21 protein-coding genes are annotated in these 22,236 nt (G+C 67.7%); 8 read left to right on the top strand and 13 right to left on the bottom strand.

What is annotated here, in order from left to right:
- Positions 1-42 precede the first annotated feature (42 nt).
- Positions 43-603: a YggT family protein gene (locus AC07O4_RS14475; protein WP_495304912.1), complete on the bottom strand. Its 561-nt coding sequence runs from the start codon at positions 601-603 to the stop codon at positions 43-45.
- 90 nt (positions 604-693) lie between these two features.
- On the opposite strand from AC07O4_RS14475, the gene AC07O4_RS14480 reads away from it, so the two are divergent.
- From AC07O4_RS14480 to AC07O4_RS14500, 5 genes are all read left to right on the top strand, one after another.
- Positions 694-1,659, top strand: a complete 966-nt coding sequence (locus tag AC07O4_RS14480) for a glycosyltransferase family 2 protein (protein ID WP_495304913.1) — start codon at positions 694-696, stop codon at positions 1,657-1,659.
- A 28-nt stretch (positions 1,660-1,687) separates the two neighbouring features.
- Positions 1,688-2,311 carry an LON peptidase substrate-binding domain-containing protein gene (locus tag AC07O4_RS14485; RefSeq protein ID WP_159275645.1) on the top strand — a complete coding sequence of 208 codons (624 nt, stop codon included), beginning with the start codon at positions 1,688-1,690 and terminating at the stop codon, positions 2,309-2,311.
- Between the two features lie 17 nt (positions 2,312-2,328).
- Positions 2,329-3,699, top strand: a complete 1,371-nt coding sequence (locus AC07O4_RS14490; RefSeq protein ID WP_495304914.1) for a hypothetical protein — start codon at positions 2,329-2,331, stop codon at positions 3,697-3,699.
- A gap of 146 nt (positions 3,700-3,845) precedes the next feature.
- Positions 3,846-5,387, top strand: a complete 1,542-nt coding sequence (gene lysS / locus AC07O4_RS14495; protein WP_495304915.1) for a lysine--tRNA ligase — start codon at positions 3,846-3,848, stop codon at positions 5,385-5,387.
- A 23-nt stretch (positions 5,388-5,410) separates the two neighbouring features.
- Positions 5,411-6,205 (top strand): class I SAM-dependent methyltransferase, encoded by a 795-nt coding sequence (locus AC07O4_RS14500; RefSeq protein WP_062475502.1) that lies wholly within the window; start codon positions 5,411-5,413, stop codon positions 6,203-6,205.
- Between the two features lie 14 nt (positions 6,206-6,219).
- Here AC07O4_RS14500 and AC07O4_RS14505 read toward each other — a convergent pair whose 3' ends face one another.
- Positions 6,220-7,554 carry a galactosyl transferase GMA12/MNN10 family protein gene (locus AC07O4_RS14505; protein ID WP_495304916.1) on the bottom strand — a complete coding sequence of 445 codons (1,335 nt, stop codon included), beginning with the start codon at positions 7,552-7,554 and terminating at the stop codon, positions 6,220-6,222.
- A 94-nt stretch (positions 7,555-7,648) separates the two neighbouring features.
- On the opposite strand from AC07O4_RS14505, the gene AC07O4_RS14510 reads away from it, so the two are divergent.
- From AC07O4_RS14510 to AC07O4_RS14520, 3 genes are read left to right on the top strand one after another with little or no spacing between them, the layout of a single operon-like run.
- On the top strand, positions 7,649-8,914 hold the full coding sequence (locus tag AC07O4_RS14510; protein WP_095746459.1) for an Hsp70 family protein: 1,266 nt from the start codon (positions 7,649-7,651) through the stop codon (positions 8,912-8,914).
- Positions 8,915-8,921: 7 nt separating this feature from the next.
- A complete protein-coding gene (locus tag AC07O4_RS14515) occupies positions 8,922-9,449 on the top strand; it encodes a YgjP-like metallopeptidase domain-containing protein (protein ID WP_495304917.1) in 528 nt (175 codons plus the stop codon).
- Positions 9,450-9,468: 19 nt separating this feature from the next.
- Positions 9,469-11,355: a glycosyltransferase family A protein gene (locus AC07O4_RS14520; RefSeq protein ID WP_495304918.1), complete on the top strand. Its 1,887-nt coding sequence runs from the start codon at positions 9,469-9,471 to the stop codon at positions 11,353-11,355.
- Here AC07O4_RS14520 and nagZ read toward each other — a convergent pair.
- The 11 genes from nagZ to AC07O4_RS14575 form a co-directional block, all read right to left on the bottom strand.
- Positions 11,325-12,422 carry a beta-N-acetylhexosaminidase gene (nagZ, locus tag AC07O4_RS14525; RefSeq protein ID WP_495304919.1) on the bottom strand — a complete coding sequence of 366 codons (1,098 nt, stop codon included), beginning with the start codon at positions 12,420-12,422 and terminating at the stop codon, positions 11,325-11,327. The genes AC07O4_RS14520 and nagZ overlap by 31 nt on opposite strands.
- Before the next feature lie 44 nt (positions 12,423-12,466).
- A complete protein-coding gene (gene acpS / locus AC07O4_RS14530) occupies positions 12,467-12,859 on the bottom strand; it encodes a holo-ACP synthase (RefSeq protein WP_495304920.1) in 393 nt (130 codons plus the stop codon).
- Positions 12,856-13,629, bottom strand: coding sequence for a pyridoxine 5'-phosphate synthase (locus AC07O4_RS14535; RefSeq protein ID WP_495304921.1), 774 nt, complete (start codon positions 13,627-13,629; stop codon positions 12,856-12,858). The genes acpS and AC07O4_RS14535 overlap by 4 nt, the downstream gene beginning before the upstream one ends.
- Positions 13,630-13,655: 26 nt before the next feature.
- Entirely contained in the window at positions 13,656-14,531 is an 876-nt protein-coding gene (locus tag AC07O4_RS14540) for a DUF7164 domain-containing protein (protein WP_495304922.1), read from the bottom strand.
- A gap of 44 nt (positions 14,532-14,575) precedes the next feature.
- Entirely contained in the window at positions 14,576-15,349 is a 774-nt protein-coding gene (gene recO / locus AC07O4_RS14545; protein ID WP_062475523.1) for a DNA repair protein RecO, read from the bottom strand.
- Position 15,350: 1 nt separating this feature from the next.
- Positions 15,351-16,316 carry a GTPase Era gene (era, locus tag AC07O4_RS14550; protein WP_495304923.1) on the bottom strand — a complete coding sequence of 322 codons (966 nt, stop codon included), beginning with the start codon at positions 16,314-16,316 and terminating at the stop codon, positions 15,351-15,353.
- A 7-nt stretch (positions 16,317-16,323) separates the two neighbouring features.
- Positions 16,324-17,010, bottom strand: coding sequence for a ribonuclease III (gene rnc, locus AC07O4_RS14555; RefSeq protein WP_056572447.1), 687 nt, complete (start codon positions 17,008-17,010; stop codon positions 16,324-16,326).
- A 20-nt stretch (positions 17,011-17,030) separates the two neighbouring features.
- Complete coding sequence (locus AC07O4_RS14560) at positions 17,031-17,402, bottom strand: DUF4845 domain-containing protein (RefSeq protein ID WP_062475531.1); 372 nt, start codon at positions 17,400-17,402, stop codon at positions 17,031-17,033.
- 41 nt (positions 17,403-17,443) lie between these two features.
- Positions 17,444-18,409: a signal peptidase I gene (gene lepB / locus AC07O4_RS14565; protein WP_062475534.1), complete on the bottom strand. Its 966-nt coding sequence runs from the start codon at positions 18,407-18,409 to the stop codon at positions 17,444-17,446.
- An 11-nt stretch (positions 18,410-18,420) separates the two neighbouring features.
- Positions 18,421-20,232: a translation elongation factor 4 gene (lepA, locus tag AC07O4_RS14570; protein ID WP_070062248.1), complete on the bottom strand. Its 1,812-nt coding sequence runs from the start codon at positions 20,230-20,232 to the stop codon at positions 18,421-18,423.
- Between the two features lie 522 nt (positions 20,233-20,754).
- Positions 20,755-22,233, bottom strand: a complete 1,479-nt coding sequence (locus AC07O4_RS14575; RefSeq protein ID WP_070062247.1) for a DegQ family serine endoprotease — start codon at positions 22,231-22,233, stop codon at positions 20,755-20,757.
- Between the last annotated feature and the right edge of the window lie 3 nt (positions 22,234-22,236).

A 22,236-nucleotide genomic window follows, 5' to 3' on the forward strand; every position in this document is an offset into this window, starting at 1 on the left:
AAGGCGGTGCGGGCGTTTTGCTGTCTGGGGTACCCCGACGCGTCAGGCGCCGAGCCGGAACGCAAAGACCAGCAGGTTGCCCAGCACGATCGCCACCACCTGCAGCACCACGATGGCGGCCAGCGGCGACAGGTCGACACCGCCGATCAGCGGAATGAAGCGGCGGAACGGCCGCACCAGCGGCTCGGCCAGGCGCGAGATCAGGTCGAGCAGCATCGGCGAAGCGCCGGGAATCCACGACAGCACCGCGTACACCACCAGCAGCGCCGTCAGGCCCGACACGGCCAGCTGCAGCAGGCCGACCAGCGACACCAGCGGCAGCGCCATGATCCGCGCCAGGCTGCCGGCCAGCAGCCACAGCACCAGGAACTTGAGCATCACCAGCAGCCAGGCCGCGATCAGGCTCGCGAGGTCCCAGCGCTTCACCGCGGGCACGATGCGCCGCAGCGGCAGCACGATCCAATCGGTGATGGCGAACACGAAACGCCCCAGCGGATTGCCGAAGGGCACGCGGTGGTACTGCATGTACAGGCGCAGCAGGCAGGCGCCGCCGAGCAGGCCGACGATCACGTCGAGAAGAAACGAGGGTATCTGGTACAACATGTCGGATGGGCAGGGAGGTGCGCACGCGCGCGACTGCTCCGATTCTGGACCACAAGCCTCGCCCCCGGCCACACCGCCCTACGGAACCCCATGCCTTTGCTCAGCGTCGTGCTCCCCACCTTCAACAGCGGCGAGTTCCTCATCGAGACGCTGCAGTCGCTGCAGGCACAGACCTTCACCGACTTCGAGCTGCTGGTCATGGACGACGCCAGCACCGACGGCACCTGGGAGCGCGTGGCCGCCTTCGACGACCCGCGCATCCGGCGGCACCGCAACGCCTGCAACGTCGGCCTGCCGGCCAACATGAACCTCGCGATGGCGATGGCCCGGGGCACCTACCTGGCGCGCGTCGACCACGACGACTGCGCCACGCCGGAGCGCTTCGCCAAGCAGGTCGCGTTCCTGGAAAGCAACCCGTCGGTCACCGTCGTCGGCAGCCAGCTCGAGCACTTCCAGGACCAGGCCGGCGTCACCGGCCTGCCGCTGGACGACGCGACGATCAAGGCCCGCATGGTCGAAGGCTACGACTACCTCGCGAACCAGAGCACGACCGGGCGCCTGGACTTCTACCGCGCGCACGGGCTGCAGTTCGACCCCAACCTCTACGCCGTCGACGACCTCGGGTTCTGGGTCGACTGCATGCTGCACGGCGCGCGCTTCGCGAACCTGCCCGAGCCGCTGACGCGCTACCGCATCCACCCGGGCATGACCTCCCGCACCTTGCCGCGCGACCGGCTCTACGCCTCGAAAGACCGCATCTACCGGCGCCTGCTGCCGCTGGTCTTCCCGCGCCTGCGGGGCCGCGAGTGCGAACAGCTGCTGACGCTGTACCGCAACCCCGGCGACATGCCCCAGACGCTGGCCCACCTGGTCGACCTGCATCGCGCGGCGCACAGCGCCCTGTCCGAGGTCGACACGCGCTGGGGCCAGAGCGCCGGCGAGTGCCAGCAGTCGATCCTCAACCTGCTCAACCACGCGCGCCACGCGTTCCAGATGCAGGGGATACTGCGGCCCGAGCACGCGACCGTCCTCAACCTGATCCTTCAACCCAGCTGACCGCGGCGACTGGCCCGGCCTTTTCAACGTGCGCATTCCTCTCTTTCCGCTCGGTACGGTCCTGTTTCCCGGCGGCCTGCTGCCGCTGCGTGTCTTCGAGGTCCGCTACCTCGACATGGTCGGCAAGTGCCGCAAGGCCGGCACCCCGTTCGGCGTCGTCAGCCTGACGAGCGGCGCCGAGGTGCGCAAGGCCGGCGCCGAAGCCGAAAGCTTTGCCGCCGTCGGCACGCTCGCCGACATCCGCACGTTCGACGCGCCGCAAAGCGGCCTGCTGCAGATCGAATGCGTCGGCACGCAGCGCTTTCGCGTGCGCAGCAGCGAGCTGCAGAAGCACGGCCTGTGGATCGCCGAGGTCGAAGCCGTCGCCGACGACGTCGACCTCGAGATCCCCGATGACCTGCGCCACACCGCCACCGCGCTGCGCCGCCTGATCGACACCCTCGAAGAGCGCCGCCACGCGCAGGGCGACACGGTACGCCTGCCGATCGGTGCGCCCCACCGCCTCGACGATTGCGGCTGGGTGGCCAACCGCTGGTGCGAGCTGGTGCCGATGCAGCTCGAACTCAAGCAGCGCCTGATGGAACTCGACAGCCCGCTGATGCGCCTGGAGCTGGTCAGCGACCTGCTGGCACGCACCGGCATCACCGACTAGACACGGCCCGCCGCGAGATGAGCCCGGCGCCGGTCCGCTTCCACTCGATCCTGCTGCGCGCGGGCGCGGAGGCCCTCGCGGACAACCACCGCGCCTACTGCGCCCGCTGGGGCTACGCGCACCGCCTGCACGCCATCGGCACGCCGCACAACAGCGCGCGCACGCTGCTGGTCTACAAGTACAGCGTGGTGAGCGCCGCGCTGGCCGATGCGCCCGAAGGCACGCTGCTGGTCTTCGCGGACGACGACGCGGCCTTTCTCGCGCCCCTGCCGGCACCGGCCGTGATCGGCGACGCGACCCACTGGATCGCCGAGAACGAGCACCACCACCGCCCCGAAGGCAGCTGCTTCATGCTGCGCGCCGGCCCCGAGGCCACGGCTTTGGTGGCTTCCGTGCTCGAACGCCTGCGCATCGTGCCCGACGCAGGCACCGACCGCTGGGCGCACCGGGAGCTCGAAGGCCTTGCGGCCCATCCGCACCACCAGCTCATCGACGGCCGGCACTACCCCAACCTGCTGTTCGCCCGCTTCGGCCACTACCTGCCGGAGGTCTCGGCCTTCGTGCTCTCGTTCAATCCCGCCGTCCACATCGATGTCCAGGACATGCGGGTGCGAGGCATCTTCGTCGCGCACCTGAACACGGTGCTCGCGCGCGACGGCCAGCTCTACGACGACCTGCCGCCGGCCCCCACGGGCCAGCCGGACTACGAAGTGCGCAACCCCGGCCGCCCCGTCGCCTTGCTGACCAGCTACACGCCCAACATCGCCGGCTACGCCACGCTGTCGGAGCGCAGCATCGCCGCGTACGCCGACCACCACGGCCACACCCACCACGTCTACCGCGACCTGCCCGCCGACCTGCGGGGCCGCGTGGCCGGCAACTGGATCAAGCCCCGGCTGCTGCTCAAGCACCTGGCCGAGCACGAACAAGTCGCGTGGGTCGACGCCGACATCCTCATCCACGACCGCGCACGGCCGCTGGCTGCCCTGTTGCGTGGCCGGCCGGTGGCGCTGGCGCGCGACGTGTCGGGCTACGAGTTCAACAGCGGCTTCATGGTGTTCTCGAACACGCCGGCCTGCATCGCCTACCTGCAGCGCGTGCAGGCGCTCATCGACGCCGTGCAGGACAAGCGCGGTGTCTACGCCTCGGGCGGCGACCAGGCCTTCTTCGTCGCCGCCTGGGCCGAGGCCGGCGGCGACGCGGCCATGCCGCGTTCCGACGGCGTGTCCTTCAATTCGCACCCCGCGCTGTACGACGGCGACAGCTTCATGCTGCACTACATGGGCTACCCGGATCGCCTGCGCACGCTGGTGATGCAGCACGACGCCCAACGGATCACGCACCGCCACGCGGGCACGCCAGACGCCGCGACACTGCCGAACGGCTGAAAACGTTGAAGGTTAAGCTCTACTTTTGATAGCAACCCTCACAGAACTGACGGGCGCTTCAGGCCGATTCCGCTCAAGGCCGATGGGCTAAAATGCACGGCCCGCGCACACCCTCCCTCTTCTTGCTGCGCCCCCACACGCCTCCCATGTCCGACGAACAACTGCCCTCCTCTTCTCCCACGGCCACGGCCGACGACAACCAGCTCATCGTCGAACGCCGCGAAAAGCTCAAGCTGCTGCGCACCGCGCAGACCGAAGGCAAGGGGGTCGCGTTCCCGAACGACTTCAAACCCGGCCACCGCGCCGCGGCGCTAGTCGAACAGCATGGCGGCACCGAGCCCGAGGCGCTCGAAGCACAGGCCGTCGCCGTCAGCGTGGCCGGCCGCATGATGCTCAAGCGCGTGATGGGCAAGGCCAGCTTCGCGACCGTGCAGGACGCCACCGGCCGCATCCAGCTGTACGTGACGCGCGACGCCATCGGCGAAGAGGCGTACGCCGACTTCAAGCGCTGGGACCTCGGCGACATCCTCGGTGCCGAAGGCACGCTCATGAAGACCAAGACCGGCGAGCTGTCGATCAAGGTCAGCCGCCTGCGCCTGCTCACCAAGAGCCTGCGCCCGCTGCCCGACAAGTTCCACGGCATGGCCGACCAGGAGCAGAAGTACCGTCAGCGCTATGTCGACCTGATCACCGACGAGTCGGCCCGCGTGCGCTTCACCGCGCGCAGCAAGGCCGTGAGCGCGCTGCGCGAGTTCATGGTGGCCAACGACTTCCTCGAAGTCGAGACGCCCATGCTGCACCCGATCCCGGGCGGTGCGAACGCCAAGCCGTTCAAGACGCACCACAACGCGCTCGACCAGGAGATGTTCCTGCGCATCGCGCCCGAGCTGTACCTCAAGCGCCTGATCGTCGGCGGCTTCGAGCGTGTGTTCGAAATCAACCGGAGCTACCGCAACGAGGGCATCTCGGTGCGGCATAACCCCGAGTTCACGATGATGGAGTTCTACGCGGCCTACTGGAACTACCGCGACCTGATGGACTTCACCGAGACGCTGATCCGCACCATCGCCGACAAGGCCGTGGGCACGCAGCAGCTCACCTATGGCGGCAAGGCCGTCGACCTGACGCAGCCCTTCGAGCGCCTGACGATCCGCGAAGCGATCCTCAAGCACACCGATGCGGGCGATGGCGTGGACGACAGCGCCTGGCTCATCAACGCCCTGCGCAAGCTCGGCCTGAGCGAAGAAAAAGACAAGCTCTCGCAGCGCAGCCTCGCCAGCCTGCAGGTGATGTACTTCGAGGAGACCGTGGAAGAGAAGCTCTGGCAGCCGACCTTCATCATGGAGCACCCGACCGAGATCTCGCCGCTGGCGCGCGCCAACGACGAGCGCCCCGAGGTCACCGAGCGCTTCGAGCTGTACATCACGGGCCGCGAATTCGGCAACGGCTTCAGCGAGCTGAACGACGCCGAAGACCAGGCCGCGCGCTTCAACGCGCAGGTGGCCGCCAAGGACAGCGGCGACGACGAAGCCATGTTCTACGACCACGACTTCGTGCGCGCCCTCGAATACGGCATGCCGCCCACCGGCGGCTGCGGCATCGGCATCGACCGCCTGATGATGCTGCTGACCGATTCGCCGAGCATCCGCGACGTGATCCTGTTCCCGGCGCTGCGCCGGGAAGGCTGACCCACCCGACGGGGACGCTGTCCGTGACCGACTTTCTCTGGCAAGACCGCGACAAGAAGGAATACGTCTACCCGTTCAACCCCAGGCCCGAGTGCCTGGACATGATCCAGCGTCCTCCCACGGTCGCCCTCGACATCGGTTGCGGCTCCGGTGGCGTGGGCCACGAACTGCGCCGGCGCCACCCCGGCTGCGAACTCTGGGGCTGCGAGTTCAACGCCTCGGCGGCGCAGGTGGCGCGCGAACATTTCGACAAGGTCGTCGAGCAGGACGTGGAAACCGTCGACTTCGCCGCGATGGGCCTCACGCGCCCCTTCGACCTCGTGTGCCTGTTCGACGTGCTCGAGCACCTCGTCAATCCGTGGCAGCTGCTCAGCGGCCTGAAGCGCATCGTTGCGCCGGATGCGCAGATATTGGTCAGCCTGCCGAACGCGTCCAACCTGCCGATGCTGTACGACGCCATGCGCGGGCATTGGCGCTACACCCACTGGGGCCTGCTCGACTTCACGCACCTGCGCTTCTTCACGGACTTCGACGCGCGCAAGATGTTCTACCAGACGGGCTTTCGCGTGATCGACCACCGGCTCGACTACCTCGGCGAAGGCCGCGGCATCTACGAGCGCCACCAGGCCGAGCCCTTCCCCCTGGTGCTGACGCTGGGCGGGCTCTCGCTGCAGGTCGCATCGGCCGACGACCTGGCGCGGCTGTGCGCCGATCGCAACCTCTACCTGCTCAGTCCGCACCACGGCGACTTCCGCGACGACAGCGAGCGCGAGATGGCGTCGAACAGCTACCCGACGACCTACACCTTCGGCGGCTGAAGCGCGCCGCCCGCTCAGCCCAGGCGCTTCGACCGCGCGTCGACGTCCGCCATGTACACCGACCGGTAGGGCTCCCCGAGCCCCACGAAGTGCACCAGCAGGCTGTCGTCGCCTGCCAGGTGCGGCGGCGTGTTGATGCTCAGCAGGTCGGTCACGACCGCGTCGCCGATCAGGCCGTGCTCGCCCAGCACCACGTTCGTGTAGTACTGGTCGCCCTGGCTGGCGTACACGGTCGATTTGTCGTCGACGCCGGTGATGCGCTCCCACAATTGCGTGAGCAGTTCGAGGTTGCGCTCGGTGTGGCGGAACCCCATCACGCCCGAGTTGACGTCCCACGCGCCGATGTCCTTGGCGAACAGCAGGTCGCGACCTTCGAGCAGCGGCTCGATGCGTTGGGCCTGGTTGACGAACAGGGTGTCGGCGTCGATCCAGACCACCCACTGGTGCTGCGCGAGATGCCGCTTCACAAGCCAGCTCTTCACCCAGGCGCCGCTGATCGACGGATCGAGCTCGTCCGGGATGGCGCGGTAGACGTGGTAGCCGTACCCGTGCCGCTCGCAGTAGCGCCGCACATTGTGCTCCGACACGCGCGCGTAGTCGTTGATGTGGTGCGTGTAGAGCGTGACGAAGGCAATGGGCGCCTGCGGGTTGACGCATGAATACACGTCTTCCGAGATCGCCGGATAGGCCGGCGGCGGCAGCACGGGCTCGCCGTCGATCAGCGCCGCGTTCACCCGACGCACCAGCAGGCGCTGCAGGTTCGCGTCGTGCAGCAGCTCGTCCAGCACGCGACCTTCGGCATCCAGCTCCACCAGGGGTGCCAGGTGCACCACGAAGATGCGGGCGGTGAACCAGTTCGCGATGCGCCACGAGACGTTCACGTAGCAGTCGCCGATGAGCCCGTTGCACGACAGCATGCCGGCCGGACGCAGCAGCGCCGCGGCGTCGAGGCGGGGCGTGACGCGCGCGACGACCTGGCTCGCCGCCCGGATGAGCGCATGCAGCAGCGCGCGGTTGGCCGCCGTGTTGCGCAGGATCATCAGGTTGCACAGCGGCAGGCCCTTGGGCCCGTCCACCACGAGCAGGTCGCGGCCTTCCAGGAGCGTTTCGACAGCCACCGGGTGGAACACCACCGAATCGCCGTCGAGAAAGAGCAGCCAGTCGCCCTCATCGAGCCCACGCAGGCGGCGCAGCATCTCGGCGTACTTCGCGCAGTCGCGCAGCGCGGGGTGCCCGGCGCGCTCGCTCTCCACCCAGGCATGGGGGTAGCCGAAACGGCGGCAGTAGTGGCTGTGGTTGCGTAGCACCGGCTCGTCGAGCCGGTCGAAGAAGGTCAGGCACAGCGGCATCGACGGCGTCCGGGTGGGGTGGTCATTGGGGCGCAGTCTATCGCGCGCTCCGGCCGACCCTCTACACTCTTGGGCCCTCCGATTTCCTGCTTGAATGAATCCCTTACGCACCCCGGCCATCGGCATCGATTTCGGCACTTCGAATTCCGCGGTTTCCTTTGCCTCCCCCGGCGAGGCCGCGCGCCTGCTTCCCATCGAGGGCAGCGCCACCACCCTGCCGACCGCCCTCTTCTTCAACGCCGAGGACCGCAGCACGCACTTCGGCCGCGACGCCATCGCGCTGTACCTGTCCGGCGTCGAAGGCCGGCTCATGCGCTCGCTCAAGAGCCTGCTCGGCAGCCCGCTGATGCAGGAAAAAACCGCCGTCTACGACGGGCTGGTCAGCTTCGAGGACATCATCGCGCGCTTCCTGCACGAGCTGGTGACGCGCGCCGAACGCGAGCTGGGCCAGCGCCCCGAACGCGTGGTCATCGGCCGCCCGGTGCATTTCGTCGACGACGACGCCAAGCGCGACCAGCGCGCCGAGGAAAGCATGCGCCACGCCGCCCGCGCGGCCGGCCTGCGCGACGTGTCCTTCCAGTACGAGCCCATTGCGGCGGCCTTCGACTACGAGCAGCGCGTCACGCGCGAATCGCTGATCCTGATCGTCGACATCGGCGGCGGCACCTCCGACTTCACCGTGGTGCGCCTGGGCCCCGAGCGCATGGCGCGCGCCGACCGCGCCGACGACGTGCTGGCCACCAGCGGCGTGCACATCGGCGGCACCGACTTCGACCAGCGCCTGAACCTGGAGCGCGTGATGCCGCTGCTCGGGCTGCGCCACCTCGGCCCGAGCGGGCGCGAGGTGCCCAGCAAGGTGTTCTTCGAGTTGTCGTCATGGCACCTGATCAACTGGCTCTACGCCCCGAAGGCCGTGCGCCAGGCGCGCGAGCTGCGCACCAGCTACAGCGACCGCCAGCTGCACGACCGCCTGATGACGGTGCTCGAGGAGCGCCACGGCCACCGCATCGCCAGTGAGGTCGAGCAGGCCAAGATCAACGGCTCGGTCAGCGACGCCGAGGTGCAGATCGACCTGTCGTGCATCGAGGCGGGGCTGGCCTCGGCGCTGACGCCGACCGACATGGCGCAGCAGCTCGCGGCACCGCTGGAGAACGTGGTGGCCTGTGCCCACGCCTGCGTGAAGCGCGCCGGCCTGCGCAGCGGCGACCTCGACGCCATCTACCTCACCGGCGGCTCGTCGGCCCTGCGCCCGTTCCAGCGGGCGCTGCGCGCGAGCTTCGCGGGCGTACCGCTGATCGAAGGCGACCTGCTCGGCGGCGTGGCGGCCGGGCTCGCCTATTCGGCACGCACGGCGGGGTGAGTCACCGATGAAGTACCTGTCCGCGTACCCGCCCGCGCTGCTCGCGCAGGTGAGCGAGCTGATGGCCGCCGACAAGCTCGGCGCCCTGCTGCGCGGACGCTACACCGGCCTGCACGACATCCGCACCGACCGCGCGCTGTACGACTACGCCTGCGAGCTCAAGGGCGAGTACATGCGCAAGGCCGAGCCGCTGGCCAAGGCCGTGTTCGACAACAAGCTGCATGTGGTGCGCCATGCGCTGGGCACCCACACCACCATCGCGCGCGTGCAGGGCAGCAAGCTCAAGACCAAGCGCGAGATCCGCGTGGCCAGCCTGTTCAAGACCGTGCCGCTCGAATGGCTGCGCATGATCGTCGTGCACGAGCTGGCCCACACGCGCGAGAAGAACCACGACAAGCCCTTCTACGCGCTGTGCACGCACATGGAGCCCGAGTACCACCGCTTCGAGTTCGAGCTGCGCCTGTACCTGACGCACCTGGAGGCGGGCGGTGCGCCGCTGTGGCCCGCGGCGGTGGGCGCGCCGGCCGCGGACTGACCCGGTACAGTCGTCGCCCATGACCCTGCCACGGCTGCACTTCACGTCACTGTCCGAAGACGCGGTCTGCGGCGACATCGTGCGGACCTACCGGCTGGCGGCCGAGCGGCTGGGCTACCCGACGAGCTACACGCCGGCGAACATCGACCCCGGCGCGATCAACATCCTGTTCTTCTTCTGGAACTTCCCCTGGAAGAGCCTCGAGCCGTTCCACCCGAATTGCATCGTCGTCAACTTCGAGCCGATGGTCGAAGGCACGCATGCCTGGAACGACCGTTACCTCGACCTGCTCCCGCGCTGCTACCTGTGGGAGTACAGCAAGACCAACTTCCATCGCCACCGCGAGCTCGGCTACCAGAACGCCGACTACGTGCCGCTGGGCTGGGAACCCGACGCGGCCCGCATCCTGCCGTTGTCGGAAGTCCTGCCCGAGGAGGAGCGCGACATCGACGTCTGCTTCTTCGGCTCGTTCACGCAGCGTCGGATCGACGTGCTGGAAGCGCTGATGGCGCGCGGCCTGCGCGTCGAGATGACGCGCGGCGGGTTCTGGACCCAGGCCGAGCGCGAAGACCGCATGCGCCGCGCCAAGGTCATGCTGAACCTGCACAACTGGGAAGCGTCCCGCGTGGTCGAAACGCCGCGGCTGTCGATCCTGCTGCGCCATCGCAAGGCCGTGGTCTGCGAGCTCTACCCCGACAGCGAGATCGACCCCGCCTTCCGCGATGCGGTGGTGGGCGTGCCCTACGACCAGCTGGTCGACACCGTGGTCGCGCTGGTCGCCGATGCGCCGCGCCGCGCGCAGCTCGAACGCGAGGGGCTCGACACGCTCGAGCGGGCCTTCGCGCCGCCGGACATCGGCCCCGCGCTTGAACGCTACTTCGTCTGGCGCGCCCAGCAGCCCGACCGCGTGCCGCCCGTGGCGATGCCGCGCGTGTCGGTCTGCCTGACACCCGACGGCAGCGGTGATGACTGGCTGCAGGACCTGCGCGACTGGACGACACAAGCCGACGTGGCGCTGGAACTGGTCGTGGTGGCGGCAGGCCTGCCCGCAGCGGCCGAAAGCGAGGCGCGCGCCATCGCCCCCGACCTGCGCTGGATCGCGCTGCCCATGGCCTGCGACCGCGCCACCTTGCGCAACCTCGCGCTCGCACAAGCCACCGGCGAGCACGTCGTCTTCGCCGATGCGGGCGACCGCGCCCTGCCCGGCCGCCTGCAGCGGCAGGCCGCACTGCTCGCCGCCTGCCCGGACCTGGACATCGTCGGCTGCTGGAGCGAGACGCCGGCCGGGCTGCTGAAATACGCCCAGCGGCACGACGAGATCGTGGCCGAAGCGCTGGGCCCCGAGCCGCTGCGGCTGTCGGCCTGCCTGGTGCGCCGCCGCTTCCTGAAACGCACCGGCGTACGCCACGACCCCGAGTTCGCGGTGCACGACAGCCTGCAGATGCTGTGCCGCTGCATCGTGGCCGGCGCACGCTTCGCGGTCATTCCCGAACTGCTGCACCGCGCGGCACCGGTCGCGCCGCCCGCCGACCTCGCGCAGGCCGCCTCGCTCGCCATGCGCGCGCGGCGCGCGGTGCTGCGTCACCTGCTGCCGCGCAGCCGTGTGGAAGACATCGACCTCATCGCCCAGCTCTACGCCCACCTGTGGCCGCCGCAGCGCGACTTCGCCGAACAGCTGCTGCGCACCGTGGCACACGCCTGCGCAGCGCCCGCCGGCACGCCGCGGATCGACGCTGAAATGCTGACGCGCGCGCTGCGCACCGAAACCCTGCGGCTGCTGCAGGTGTTCTTCCAGGCCGGCCTGGCCGACAAGCTCTGGCTGGAGTCGCTGTTCGAGACGCCCGAGGTGGCCGCGTTGCTCGGCCCCGCGGCGAATCAGCTGCCGGTGCGGCCCTTCCGGGGCTGAGCGCCGGCCAGCAGGCGTTGCGCCTGCACGTAGCGCGCCGAGGCCTTGAGCGCCTGCCAACCCAGCGCTTCGTCGCCCGGCAGCAGCGACCGACGCCGCGCCTCGCTGGCCGCATCGCCCTGCCAGCGACCATCGGCCGCCGCGGCGGTGAAGCCGTCCAGCATCTCGTCCAGCGGCCGGCCTTCGCCGATGCTCTGGTTACACAGCAGCGCGAGGTCGCAACCCGCTGCAAGGGCCGCCAGCACGGCGTCGGTGTAGCTCAGCAATTGGCCGTCGATGTAGCGACCGGCCTCCATGCTCAGGTCGTCGCTGAACACCGCGCCGTCGAAAGCGAAGCGCTGGCGCAGGATGTCCTTCAGCCATTTTTCGGAGAAACCCGCCGGCCGCTTGTCGACCTTCGGGTAGATCACGTGCGCCGGCATCACGGCCGCGAGCGTGCCGCCCAGCCAGTCGTAGGGCCGCGCGTCGTCGGCCAGGATGGCCTTCAGGCTGCGCCGGTCGACCGGAATCTCGACGTGCGAATCGGCCTGCACGAAGCCGTGCCCCGGAAAGTGCTTGCCGCAGTTGCGCATGCCCATCTGAAGCATGCCGTGCATCACGCTCTTGGCAAGCAGCGCGACCACGCGCGGGTCGCGGTGGAAGCTGCGGTCGCCGATCACGCTGCTGCCGCCGTAGTCCAGGTCGAGCACCGGCGCGAAGCTGAAGTCGACGCCGCAGGCGCGCAGCTCGCCGGCCAGCACCTGCCCGGCCGCAGTGGCGACCTGCGTAGCGCGCAGGGCATCGTGCATCCACAGCTCGCCCAGGCTGCGCATCGAGGGCAGCCGCGTGAAGCCGTCGGTGCGAAAGCGCTGCACCCGGCCGCCTTCGTGGTCGACGCAGATCAGCAGGTCGGGCCGGATCGCCTTGATCTCGGCGTTCAGCGCGGTCATCTGCGCGCGGTCCTGCCAGTTGCGGGTGAAGTGGATCACGCCGCCCACATGCGGGTTGGCGAGGCGCTGGCGGTCGGCGGCGGTGAGTTCGGTGCCGGCCACATCGATGAGGAGCGGCGCGTGGTTCAGGTCGGTCATGTCGGTCGATCGGTCGGCAAGGCGCAACGGCGCCGGAGATTCGTTCAGGCCTTTTCCACCACCACGAAGCTGGCGGCGTACTCGGTTTCGTCGGTGACGGTCACGTGCGCCGTCAGGCCCTGCGCATCAAACCAGTCTTTGAGCTCGCCGTGCAGCACGATCACCGGCTTGCCGCTGCGCAGGTTGGCGATCTCGCACAGGCGCCAGCTCATCGGCATGCGCATGCCCAGGCCGATGGCCTTGCTGAAGGCTTCCTTGGCGGAAAAACGCGTGGCGAGGTAGCTCAGGCCGCGCTTGGGCCAGCGTGCGGCACGGGCCTGCCAGATGGCGAACTCGGCGTCGCTCAGGACCCGGCGGGCGAAGCGCTCGCCCTGGCGCTCGAAAGTGGCCGCGATGCGGCGCACGTCGCAGATGTCGGTCCCGATGCCGTAGATCATGCGGCGTCGGCGATGCAGCGCAGGTAGTCGCGCGTGGTCGCGGCGTACCCGAGTTCGAGCGCATCGGCGACGAAGGCATGGCCGATCGACACCTCGTGCACGCCGCGCACGGCGCGCAGGAACGGCGTGAGGTTGTCGCGGCTCAGGTCGTGGCCGGCGTTGACGCCCAGGCCCGCCGCATGGGCGGCCTGCGCCGCGGCCACGTAGCGCGCGAGCACGGCGGCTTCCTGCGGCGTGCCGCGCGAGGCGGCGTAGCCTTCGGTGTAGAGCTCGACGCGGTCGGCGCCCACGGCCTTGACGGCGGCCATCATCTCGGGGATCGGGTCCATGAACAGGCTCACGCGCACGCCCAGCGCCTTGGCTTCGGCGATCAGCGGACGCAGGCGCTCGGCGTCTTCGGGGAAGCTCCAGCCGTGGTCGCTGGTCGACTGGGTTTCGCTGTCGGGCACGAAGGTGGCCTGGTGCGGCTTCAGGTCGCGCACGAAATCCATCAGGTTGTGGAAGGGGTTGCCTTCGATGTTGAACTCGATGTTCGGCCAGTCGCGCGCGAGCAGTTCCGACAGGTCGCTCACGTCGTGCGCGCGGATGTGGCGCGCGTCGGGGCGCGGGTGCACGGTGATGCCCTGCGCGCCCGCCGCCAGGCAGGCCTGGGCGGCGCCCACCACGCTCGGGATGCCGAGGTGGCGCGTGTTGCGCACCAGGGCCACCTTGTTGAGGTTGACCGACAGGGCCGTGGTGGTGCGAGGGAGGGAGGACGAGGTATCGCTCATGGACGCAATCGCTTTCTTCTCTTCGTTCATTCGCCGCCCGCGCCGGCCCGAAGGTCGTCGGTGGGGGTGACGGCAAGCCAGTGACAGTAGCCGCCGAGCGTCGTCCTGTCGATGTCGCCGGGCGCCATGTGGTCGTAGGCGCCGGCACGGAAATGATGCTTGGACCAGTACTGGTCGGTGTGCCAGCCGTGGATGTGCAGCACGTCGCCGCCCAGCCTGCGGTCGGTGTACGGCAAGTGGTCGAGCAGGCCCAGCGAGCAGCGCTGGGGGTAGGTGCGCCGCAGCGCCAGCTCGCCGGCGTACATGGTGAGCACGTTCTTGCACCAGCCGGGCCACTCGCCCTGGAAATCGCGGAACTCCTCGTCGAGCAGCTTGTGGCAGTAGTCCAGCTGGGCCTGCACGAAGTTGCCCACGAACTCGGTCGGCCCCAGCACCGACGCGCCGACGTTGTGCAGCCCCGAATGCGGAAAGCCCCAGCGCGCGCTGCATTCGGAGAGCTTGCGGCGCACCTCTTCCTGGTACGCATAGGCGCCGAAGCCGAAGCACAGGCCGGTCGGCTCGAAGCTGGCCAGCGCCGGCGTGACGAAGGTGTCGCAGTCGGTCTTGAGGATCGCGTCGTAGTTGCGGCACACGGCGAGCACCGCCGGGTCGCACAGGTTCGCGATCGAATTGATGTAGCCGTAGCCGGCCCATCCGGGGTGCTGGTCGGCGTAGGGCAGGCCCGGAATCACGACGACGCGGTCGTCGGTGGGCAGCTGCGCGATGACGTTCGGGTGGCACACCGCGATCAGTTCGCCGCCGCGCGCGAAGACGCCGGAGACGATCATGCTCCGGTACAGCCAGTGGAACTCGTCGACGATTTCTTTCTTGTCGTCGACGTAGACGAGGACACCCAGACGCATGGCTTCGGTTCTCAGGTTGGCGTTTCGATCGATCGTGCGCCGGGCTAGAGCGCTTGCAGGTCTCTCATCATTTGCCGCGTGCGCAGCGTGGTCACGCCGCAATGGTAGTTGAGCAAGGCCCGCAGCTGGTTGCGCAGGGCACTGTTGCTGCCGGCGTTCATGGTCGCGACCTCGCGCAGGGTGGCGGTGAACGGGGTGCGGTCGTCGAGCACGCTCTGCAGCACCTGCCAGTCGGCACCGGCCAGCGCGGCCTCGTCCTTGGCCGCCTGGCGCAGGCCGGCTTCGGGCACGAGCGTGTAGCGCGTGCGGGCCGCCAGCGGCTCCAGGGTGAGCGTCTGCACGTCGAGCGAGGGCAGCAGGCCGACCGAGCGCAACAGCAGCAGCTCGAAGGCGCGCAGCGCGGCGGCCTGCGTCGCGGCCTGGGCGCCCGCATGGTCGCCGGCCAGCACCTGCACCACGCCTGCGTAGGCGTCGAACAGCGCCTCGTGCGCATCGTCGCGCGCCAGCAGGCGCAACAGGAGTTCGTTGACGTAGTAGCCCGAGAGCAACGCCTCGCCGGTCGGCATGACGTGGCCGCCCATCCATTCAGCGCCTTTGAGCGTGCGGATCTCGGCGTCGCCGCCGTAGTTGAGCTGCAGCGGCTGCAGCGGCAGCAGCACGGGACGGAAATTGGAACTCGGCCGCTTCGCCCCCTTGGCCACGAGCGCGATGCGCCCGTGGTGGCGGGTGAAGACTTCGAGGATCAGGCTCGACTCGCTCCAGTCGTAGCGATGGAGCACGTAAGCCGGTTCATGCGAAACGCGATGAGCGGCGGCCACTTCATTCGTAGCCGAAGGAACGGACGCGCGCCTCGTCGTCGGCCCAGCCGGAGCGCACCTTCACCCACAGCTCGAGGAACACCTTGGCGTCGGCCAGCTTCTCGAGCTCGACGCGGGTTTCCATGCCGATGCGCTTGATGCGCTCGCCCTTGTCGCCGATCACCATGGCCTTGTGGCCGTCGCGCTCGACCACGATGGTGGCGGCAATGCGCAGCAGGCGCTTCTGGCCCTTCTTCTGGGGCGGCTCTTCCTCGAACTTGTCGATGATGACGGTCGAGGTGTAGGGCAGCTCGTCGCCCGTGAGGCGGAAGAGCTTTTCGCGCACCAGCTCGCCGGCGAGGAATTTCTCGCTGCGGTCGGTGAGCTCGTCCTCGTCGTAGAACCAGGGCTGCTCGGGCAGGTATTTTTCGCAGATGCCGAACAGGCGCTCGACGTCCTTCGCGTTCTTGGCCGACATCGGCACGAACTCCGCGAAGCTGTGCTTGGCCTGCATGGTCTGCAGCCAGGGCGCGATGTCGCCGCGGCGGTGCACGTTGTCCAGCTTGTTGGCCAGCAGCACCGTGGGGATGCCCTTGCCCAGCAGCTTGAGCACGCGCTCGTCGGCCGGCGTGAAGCTGCCGGCCTCGACCACGAACAGGATCAGGTCGACGTCGCCGACCGCGCCCTGCACGGTCTTGTTGAGCGACTTGTTCAGCGCGTTGGCATGCAGGGTCTGGAAACCCGGCGTGTCGACGAACACGAACTGCGTGGCGCCCAGCGTGCGCATGCCGGTGATGCGATGACGCGTGGTCTGCGCCTTGCGCGAGGTGATGCTGATCTTCTGGCCGACCAGCGCATTGAGCAGCGTCGACTTGCCCACATTGGGCTTGCCGACGATGGCGATCAGGCCGCAGTGCTGCGGCCCCGTGGCAGGCGTTTCGCCTGCGGTGTCTTCGGGTCCCGCTGCGGGATTGGTTACATCGTTCATTCTGATTTCACGCGGCGCCGCGTGCCTTGAGCCGGATCAACATGGCGGCCGCGGCAGCTTGCTCGCCGGCGCGGCGCGAGCCGCCGATGCCGCGCTCGCGAAGGCCCAGCTCGGGCACCTCGCACTCGACATCGAAGGTCTGCTTGTGCGCTGCACCCAGCGTCGCTGCCACGCGGTACACCGGCAGCTTCATTTTGTGGCCCTGCAGCCATTCCTGCAATTCGGTCTTCGGGTCTTTCGCGGCGGCTTCCATGCGCGGATTGATCTCGACCGCCTCGTAGAGCCGGTGCACCAGCGCCTGCGCGGCGGCAAAGCCGGCGTCCAGGTAGACCGCGCCGATCAGCGCTTCGAGCGCGTCGGCCAGGATGGAAGGCCGGTTCGGGCCGCCCGAGCGGGCTTCGCCTTCGCCCAGGCGCAGCAGCGGCGACAGCGCCAGCCCCAGCGCGAGCCGGTGCAACGTGTCCTGCTTGACCAGGTTGGCCCGCACGCGCGACAGGTCGCCCTCGGGCAGTTCCGAGAGACGGATGTACAGCAGGTGCGAGACGGCCAGGTTCAGCACCGAGTCGCCGAGAAACTCGAGGCGCTCGTTGTGGTCGGCCGAGAAACTGCGGTGCGTGAGCGCGAGCTGGAGCAGGCGCGGGTCCGAGAACGTGTACTGAAGGCGCGCCTGCAGCGCGACGAGGCTGCCGTCCACCTTCTTGTTCGACACCGCGGTCAGCGGGACGCGCCCTTGTATTTGAGCGTCAGGTAGGCCGGCCCGAACAGGGGGATCTCGCGCTCGTACGCATACGACACGACGACCTTGTCGCCCACCTTCTTGATCTCGAGGTCCCGGCCGCTGACCGACTTGAAGTCGTCGATGGCCTGGGCACGGTCGAAGATCGCGCGGATCTCGGGCACCGTGGCGCCTTCCTTGGCCTTGTTGGCGGCCTTGTCGATGGCCTGCCATTCGATCAGCGTCGGAATGACCTGCGCGACGACAACGCCCACGCAGCCCAGCACCGCCGCGACGAACACCAGGCCGATGAACGAGATGCCGCGCTGGTGCGCGGCACTGCCACGGACGGACCGACTGTTGGTTCTCATGCCCTCTTACCCCTCGAACAGTAACGTTGACTGTTGATTAATTATTGAAACGGACCGATGCGACCGAGATCGCCGAAGTTCATCCAGACGAAGAAGGCCCTGCCCACGATGTTCTTGTCCGGTACGAATCCCCAGAAACGGGAATCGGCCGAATTATCGCGGTTGTCGCCCATCATGAAGTAGTTGCCTTCGGGCACTTTGCACACCACGCCCTCGACCGAGTAGCGGCAGTTCTCGCGGAACGGGAAGTCGCTGGCACCCGGCACGAAGGCGGGGGCGTTCTCGTCGTTGAGGATCTTGTGCTGCTTGCCGCCGAGGTCTTCGTCGAACTGCTTCAGGATGCGCATCGACTCGCCATCGAGGTAGTCGGCGATCGGGGCCTTGCCCACCGGCTGGCCGTTGATCGTGAGCTTCTTGTTCAGGTAGGCCACCTCGTCGCCCGGGATGCCGACCACGCGCTTGATGTAGTCCATGCTGGGCTTGGGCGGGTAGCGGAACACCACCACGTCGCCGCGCGCCAGCGGCGTGCCGTCGGTGAGCTTGGTGTTGACGACCGGCAGGCGCAGGCCGTAGGTGAACTTGTTGACCAGGATCAGGTCGCCGGTCAGCAGCGTGGGCATCATCGAGCCCGAGGGAATCTTGAAGGGCTCGTACAGGAACGAGCGCAGCAGGAACACCACCAGGATCACCGGGAACAGGCCCGCCGTCCAGTCGAGCCACCAGGGCTGCATCAGCAGGCGCTCGCTGGCCTTGGCGTCGGTGGTGTCGACCTGGGTGATGCCCTGCCCCGCCAGCCGCGTGTTGCGTTCGGCGATGGAGCTCTCGAGCGTGGCGGCGGCGCGTTCGCGCTGCGGCAGGAAGTAGAAGCGCTCGGCCAGCCAGTAGACCCCGGTGACCACCGTGGCCACGAACAGCAGCAGCGCGAAGTTGCCTTCGAGCGCGCCGAAATACCAGGCGCCGACGTAGCTGGCGAACGCCGCGAGAACCAGGGTGGTGAGGTATGCCATGTTCGTGGTGATCAGTCTTCGACCTGCAGAATCGCGAGGAAGGCCTCTTGCGGGACTTCGACGGAGCCGATCTGCTTCATTCTTTTCTTGCCCGCCTTCTGCTTCTCGAGCAGCTTCTTCTTGCGGGAGATGTCGCCGCCGTAGCACTTGGCGAGCACGTTCTTGCGAAGTGCCTTGATTGTCTCACGCGCAATGATCGTGACCCCGATGGCCGCCTGGATCGCCACGTCGTACATCTGGCGCGAAATGATCTCGCGCATCTTCGACACCACGGCCCGGCCACGGTACTGCGACTGGCTGCGGTGCACGATGATCGACAGCGCATCGACCTTGTCGCCGTTGAGCAGGATGTCGACCTTCACCACGTCGGAGGCGCGGTACTCCTTGAACTCGTAGTCCATGGAGGCGTAGCCGCGGCTCACCGACTTCAGCTTGTCGAAGAAGTCGAGCACGATTTCGCCCAGCGGCATCTCGTAGGTCAGCATGACCTGGCGGCCGTGGTAGGCCATGTTCAGCTGCACGCCACGCTTCTGGTTGGCCAGCGTCATGACGGAGCCGACGTATTCCTGCGGCATGTACAGGTGCACGGTGACGATGGGCTCGCGGATCTCCGCCATCTTGCCGACGTCGGGCATCTTGGACGGGTTCTCGACCATGATCACTTCACCGTCGTTGCGCACCACCTGGTAGACCACGCTGGGCGCGGTCGTGATCAGGTCCTGGTCGAACTCGCGCTCCAGGCGCTCCTGCACGATCTCCATGTGCAGCAGGCCCAGGAAGCCGCAGCGGAAGCCGAAGCCCAGCGCCTGGCTCACTTCGGGTTCGTAGCGCAGCGACGAATCGTTGAGCTTGAGCTTCTCGAGCGCGTCGCGCAGCGAGTCGTACTCGCTGGCTTCGGTCGGGTACAGGCCCGCGAACACCTGCGGCTGGATTTCCTTGAAGCCGGGCAGCGCCTCGGTGGCCGTGGCGGCCGCGCCACCAGTGCCGGGCCGGATCAGCGTGACCGTGTCGCCGACCTTGGCCGCCTGCAGCTCCTTGATGCCCGCGATGATGTAGCCCACCTCGCCGGCTTCGAGCGACGCGCGCGCTTCGTTGGCGGGCGTGAAGACGCCGATGCTGTCGGCGTTGTACATCGCACCCGACGCCATCATCTTGATGCGCTCGCCCTTCACGAGGCGGCCGTCGACCACGCGCACCAGCATCACGACGCCGACGTACGGGTCGAACCAGCTGTCGATGATCATCGCGCGCAGCGGGCCGTCGGGATTGCCGCGCGGTGCGGGCATGCGCGCGACGATGGTCTCGAGGATGTCGTCGATGCCGACACCGGTTTTTGCGGAGCACGGAATCGCGTCGGTCGCATCGATGCCGATCACGTCTTCGATCTCAGTGCGCGCGTTGTCGAGGTCTGCATTCGGCAGATCGATCTTGTTGAGCACCGGGATCACTTCGACGCCGAGGTCGAGCGCGGTGTAGCAGTTGGCCACCGTCTGCGCTTCGACGCCTTGCGATGCGTCGACAACGAGCAATGCGCCTTCGCACGCGGACAGCGAGCGGCTCACTTCGTACGAGAAGTCGACGTGGCCCGGCGTGTCGATCAGATTGAGGTTGTAGACCTGTCCATCGCGTGCCTTGTAGTGCAGCGCGGCGGTCTGCGCCTTGATGGTTATCCCACGCTCTTTTTCGATGTCCATCGAGTCGAGCACCTGCGCTTCCATCTCGCGTTCCGCGAGGCCGCCGCAACGTTGGATCAAACGGTCTGCGAGCGTCGACTTGCCATGATCGATGTGCGCAATGATCGAAAAATTTCTGATGTGATTCATCAACGGGAACGCTTAAGTACTTGAATTGGCTCGGGCGCCGAGGGGCGGGGCCAAGAAAAAAGGGCGCGTCTTCTGGAGACGCGCCCTGAACCAACAAGCAATGGCAACTGCAGTAGTTGGAACTTCATTGTAGGCAAAAAGGGAAGCACGTACATCCGGGAACAGGGTCCAAAGGGCTCGTTGCAGGTCCACAACATCAAAGATACTCACAACTTATCAACAGGATCGGTGGAGCAGTAGCTGAACAACTTGTGGGCGATCTGTGGAGCACCGGTGGACGGCTGTGTGACATCTCGCATCGTGAAGGCCATCGCCCTCTTTATGCGCTGACTGGCCGCCAGGAGCTGTCTATTCTACCGAAATTCGTCCTTAGCCATTTTATAAGTTAGTGATCGCAAACAAATCTTGGCGTTTTCAAGGCCCCGGATTTTTTTAGAGGCCGACGCCGAAGCGTCGTAAACACCTCGAAAAAATGGCCCCAAACCCGACTGCCGGGTGGGGCCACTTGACGCCGCCGCCGTATCAGCGTGCGGGTCGGATCAGGGCGTACTGCGCCCAGTCGCCCCGGCGGTAGAGCACGCTGAGCGACTTGGCCTTGTCCGCCTTGGCGACCGCCGCCTCGAATTCGCGGGCATTCGCCACCTCGAGATTGCCCACCGCGAGGATGACGTCACCCTCACGCAGGCCGGCCCGTGCCGCGGCGTCGTTGGCGGCATCGACCTTCACGCCGCCCTTCAGCTTGAGCTCTTTCTTCTGTGCATCGCTGAGGTCGCTGACCGCGAGGCCGAGCGACTTGAGGGCCGCGGAAGCAGACGGCTTCGCAGCCGGCTCATCGCGGTCGGTTGCGCGCTTGGCGGGCTTGTCGGGCTCGATCTCGGCGATGGTCACGCTGAGGTCGCGCGAGCTGCCACGGCGGAACACGGTCAACGTGCTCTTGGTACCCGGCTTGGTGTTGCCCACGAGGCGCGGCAGGTCGCTCGGCTTCTCGATCGCCTTGCCGTCGAACTTGGTGATGACGTCGCCCGGCTCCACGCCGGCCTTCTCGCCCGGCGAACCGGCTTCGACGCCGCGCACCAGCGCGCCCTGCGCCTTGCCCAGGCCGATGGCCTCGGCCACGTCCTTCGTGACCTGGTCGATCTGCACGCCGATGCGGCCACGCGACACGCGCCCCGAGGTGCGCAGCTGCTCGCTGACGCGGATGGCCTCGTCGATCGGGATCGAGAACGAGATGCCCATGAAGCCGCCCGAGCGCGAATAGATCTGGCTGTTGATGCCCACCACTTCGCCGCGCATGTTGATCAGCGGGCCGCCCGAGTTGCCGGGGTTGATGGCCACGTCGGTCTGGATGAACGGCAGGTACTCGCCTGTGTCGCGCTGCTTGGCGCTCACGATGCCGGCGGTGACGGTGTTCTCCAGGCCGAAGGGCGAGCCGATCGCCATCACCCACTCGCCCACGCGCAGCTTGGAGATGTCGCCCACCTTCACCGCGGGCAGGCCCGTGGCTTCGATCTTCACCACGGCCACGTCGGTGCGCTTGTCGGCGCCAATGATCTTGGCCTTGAACTCGCGCTTGTCGGGCAGCGTGACCAGCACCTCGGAGGCGTCTTCCACCACGTGTGCGTTGGTCATGACGTAGCCGTCGCCCGTCAGGATGAAGCCCGAGCCCACGCCGCGCGGACGCTCTTCTTCCTGCTGCGGACGGTTCGGGCGCGGCCCCTGGCGCGGCGTGCCCGGCAGCGGCTGGCCGAAGAAGCGACGGAAGAACTCCTGCATCTCCTCGTCCATCTCGCCGTTGCCGCCGCCGCGCTGCGCGACCTTCTCGACGGTGCGGATGTTGACCACGGACGGACCGACCTGGTCGACCAGGTCGGTGAAGTCGGGCAGCGTGCGCGTCTGCGCATGCACCGACTCGACCGGCAGGAAAGTGGCGCCGGCCGTCATTGCCAGCGCAAAGGCCAGCAGACCGGAACGAAGCTTGTGTCCCTCGACTTTGAACATCATCGG

The sequence above is a fragment of the Variovorax sp. GW821-FHT09D04 genome, assembly GCF_059416405.1.

Excerpts from the sequence above, each read along its gene's own strand:
- AC07O4_RS14475 (WP_495304912.1), bottom strand. The coding sequence starts at position 603 with ATGTTGTACCAGATACCCTCGTTTCTTCTCGACGTGATCGTCGGCCTG.
- AC07O4_RS14480 (WP_495304913.1), top strand. The coding sequence starts at position 694 with ATGCCTTTGCTCAGCGTCGTGCTCCCCACCTTCAACAGCGGCGAGTTC.
- AC07O4_RS14490 (WP_495304914.1), top strand. The coding sequence starts at position 2,329 with ATGAGCCCGGCGCCGGTCCGCTTCCACTCGATCCTGCTGCGCGCGGGC.
- lysS (WP_495304915.1), top strand. The coding sequence starts at position 3,846 with ATGTCCGACGAACAACTGCCCTCCTCTTCTCCCACGGCCACGGCCGAC.
- AC07O4_RS14505 (WP_495304916.1), bottom strand. The coding sequence starts at position 7,554 with ATGCCGCTGTGCCTGACCTTCTTCGACCGGCTCGACGAGCCGGTGCTA.
- AC07O4_RS14510 (WP_095746459.1), top strand. The coding sequence starts at position 7,649 with ATGAATCCCTTACGCACCCCGGCCATCGGCATCGATTTCGGCACTTCG.
- AC07O4_RS14515 (WP_495304917.1), top strand. The coding sequence starts at position 8,922 with ATGAAGTACCTGTCCGCGTACCCGCCCGCGCTGCTCGCGCAGGTGAGC.
- AC07O4_RS14520 (WP_495304918.1), top strand. The coding sequence starts at position 9,469 with ATGACCCTGCCACGGCTGCACTTCACGTCACTGTCCGAAGACGCGGTC.
- nagZ (WP_495304919.1), bottom strand. The coding sequence starts at position 12,422 with ATGACCGACCTGAACCACGCGCCGCTCCTCATCGATGTGGCCGGCACC.
- acpS (WP_495304920.1), bottom strand. The coding sequence starts at position 12,859 with ATGATCTACGGCATCGGGACCGACATCTGCGACGTGCGCCGCATCGCG.
- AC07O4_RS14535 (WP_495304921.1), bottom strand. The coding sequence starts at position 13,629 with ATGAGCGATACCTCGTCCTCCCTCCCTCGCACCACCACGGCCCTGTCG.
- AC07O4_RS14540 (WP_495304922.1), bottom strand. The coding sequence starts at position 14,531 with ATGCGTCTGGGTGTCCTCGTCTACGTCGACGACAAGAAAGAAATCGTC.
- era (WP_495304923.1), bottom strand. The coding sequence starts at position 16,316 with ATGAACGATGTAACCAATCCCGCAGCGGGACCCGAAGACACCGCAGGC.
- AC07O4_RS14560 (WP_062475531.1), bottom strand. The coding sequence starts at position 17,402 with ATGAGAACCAACAGTCGGTCCGTCCGTGGCAGTGCCGCGCACCAGCGC.
- lepB (WP_062475534.1), bottom strand. The coding sequence starts at position 18,409 with ATGGCATACCTCACCACCCTGGTTCTCGCGGCGTTCGCCAGCTACGTC.
- lepA (WP_070062248.1), bottom strand. The coding sequence starts at position 20,232 with ATGAATCACATCAGAAATTTTTCGATCATTGCGCACATCGATCATGGC.
- AC07O4_RS14575 (WP_070062247.1), bottom strand. The coding sequence starts at position 22,233 with ATGATGTTCAAAGTCGAGGGACACAAGCTTCGTTCCGGTCTGCTGGCC.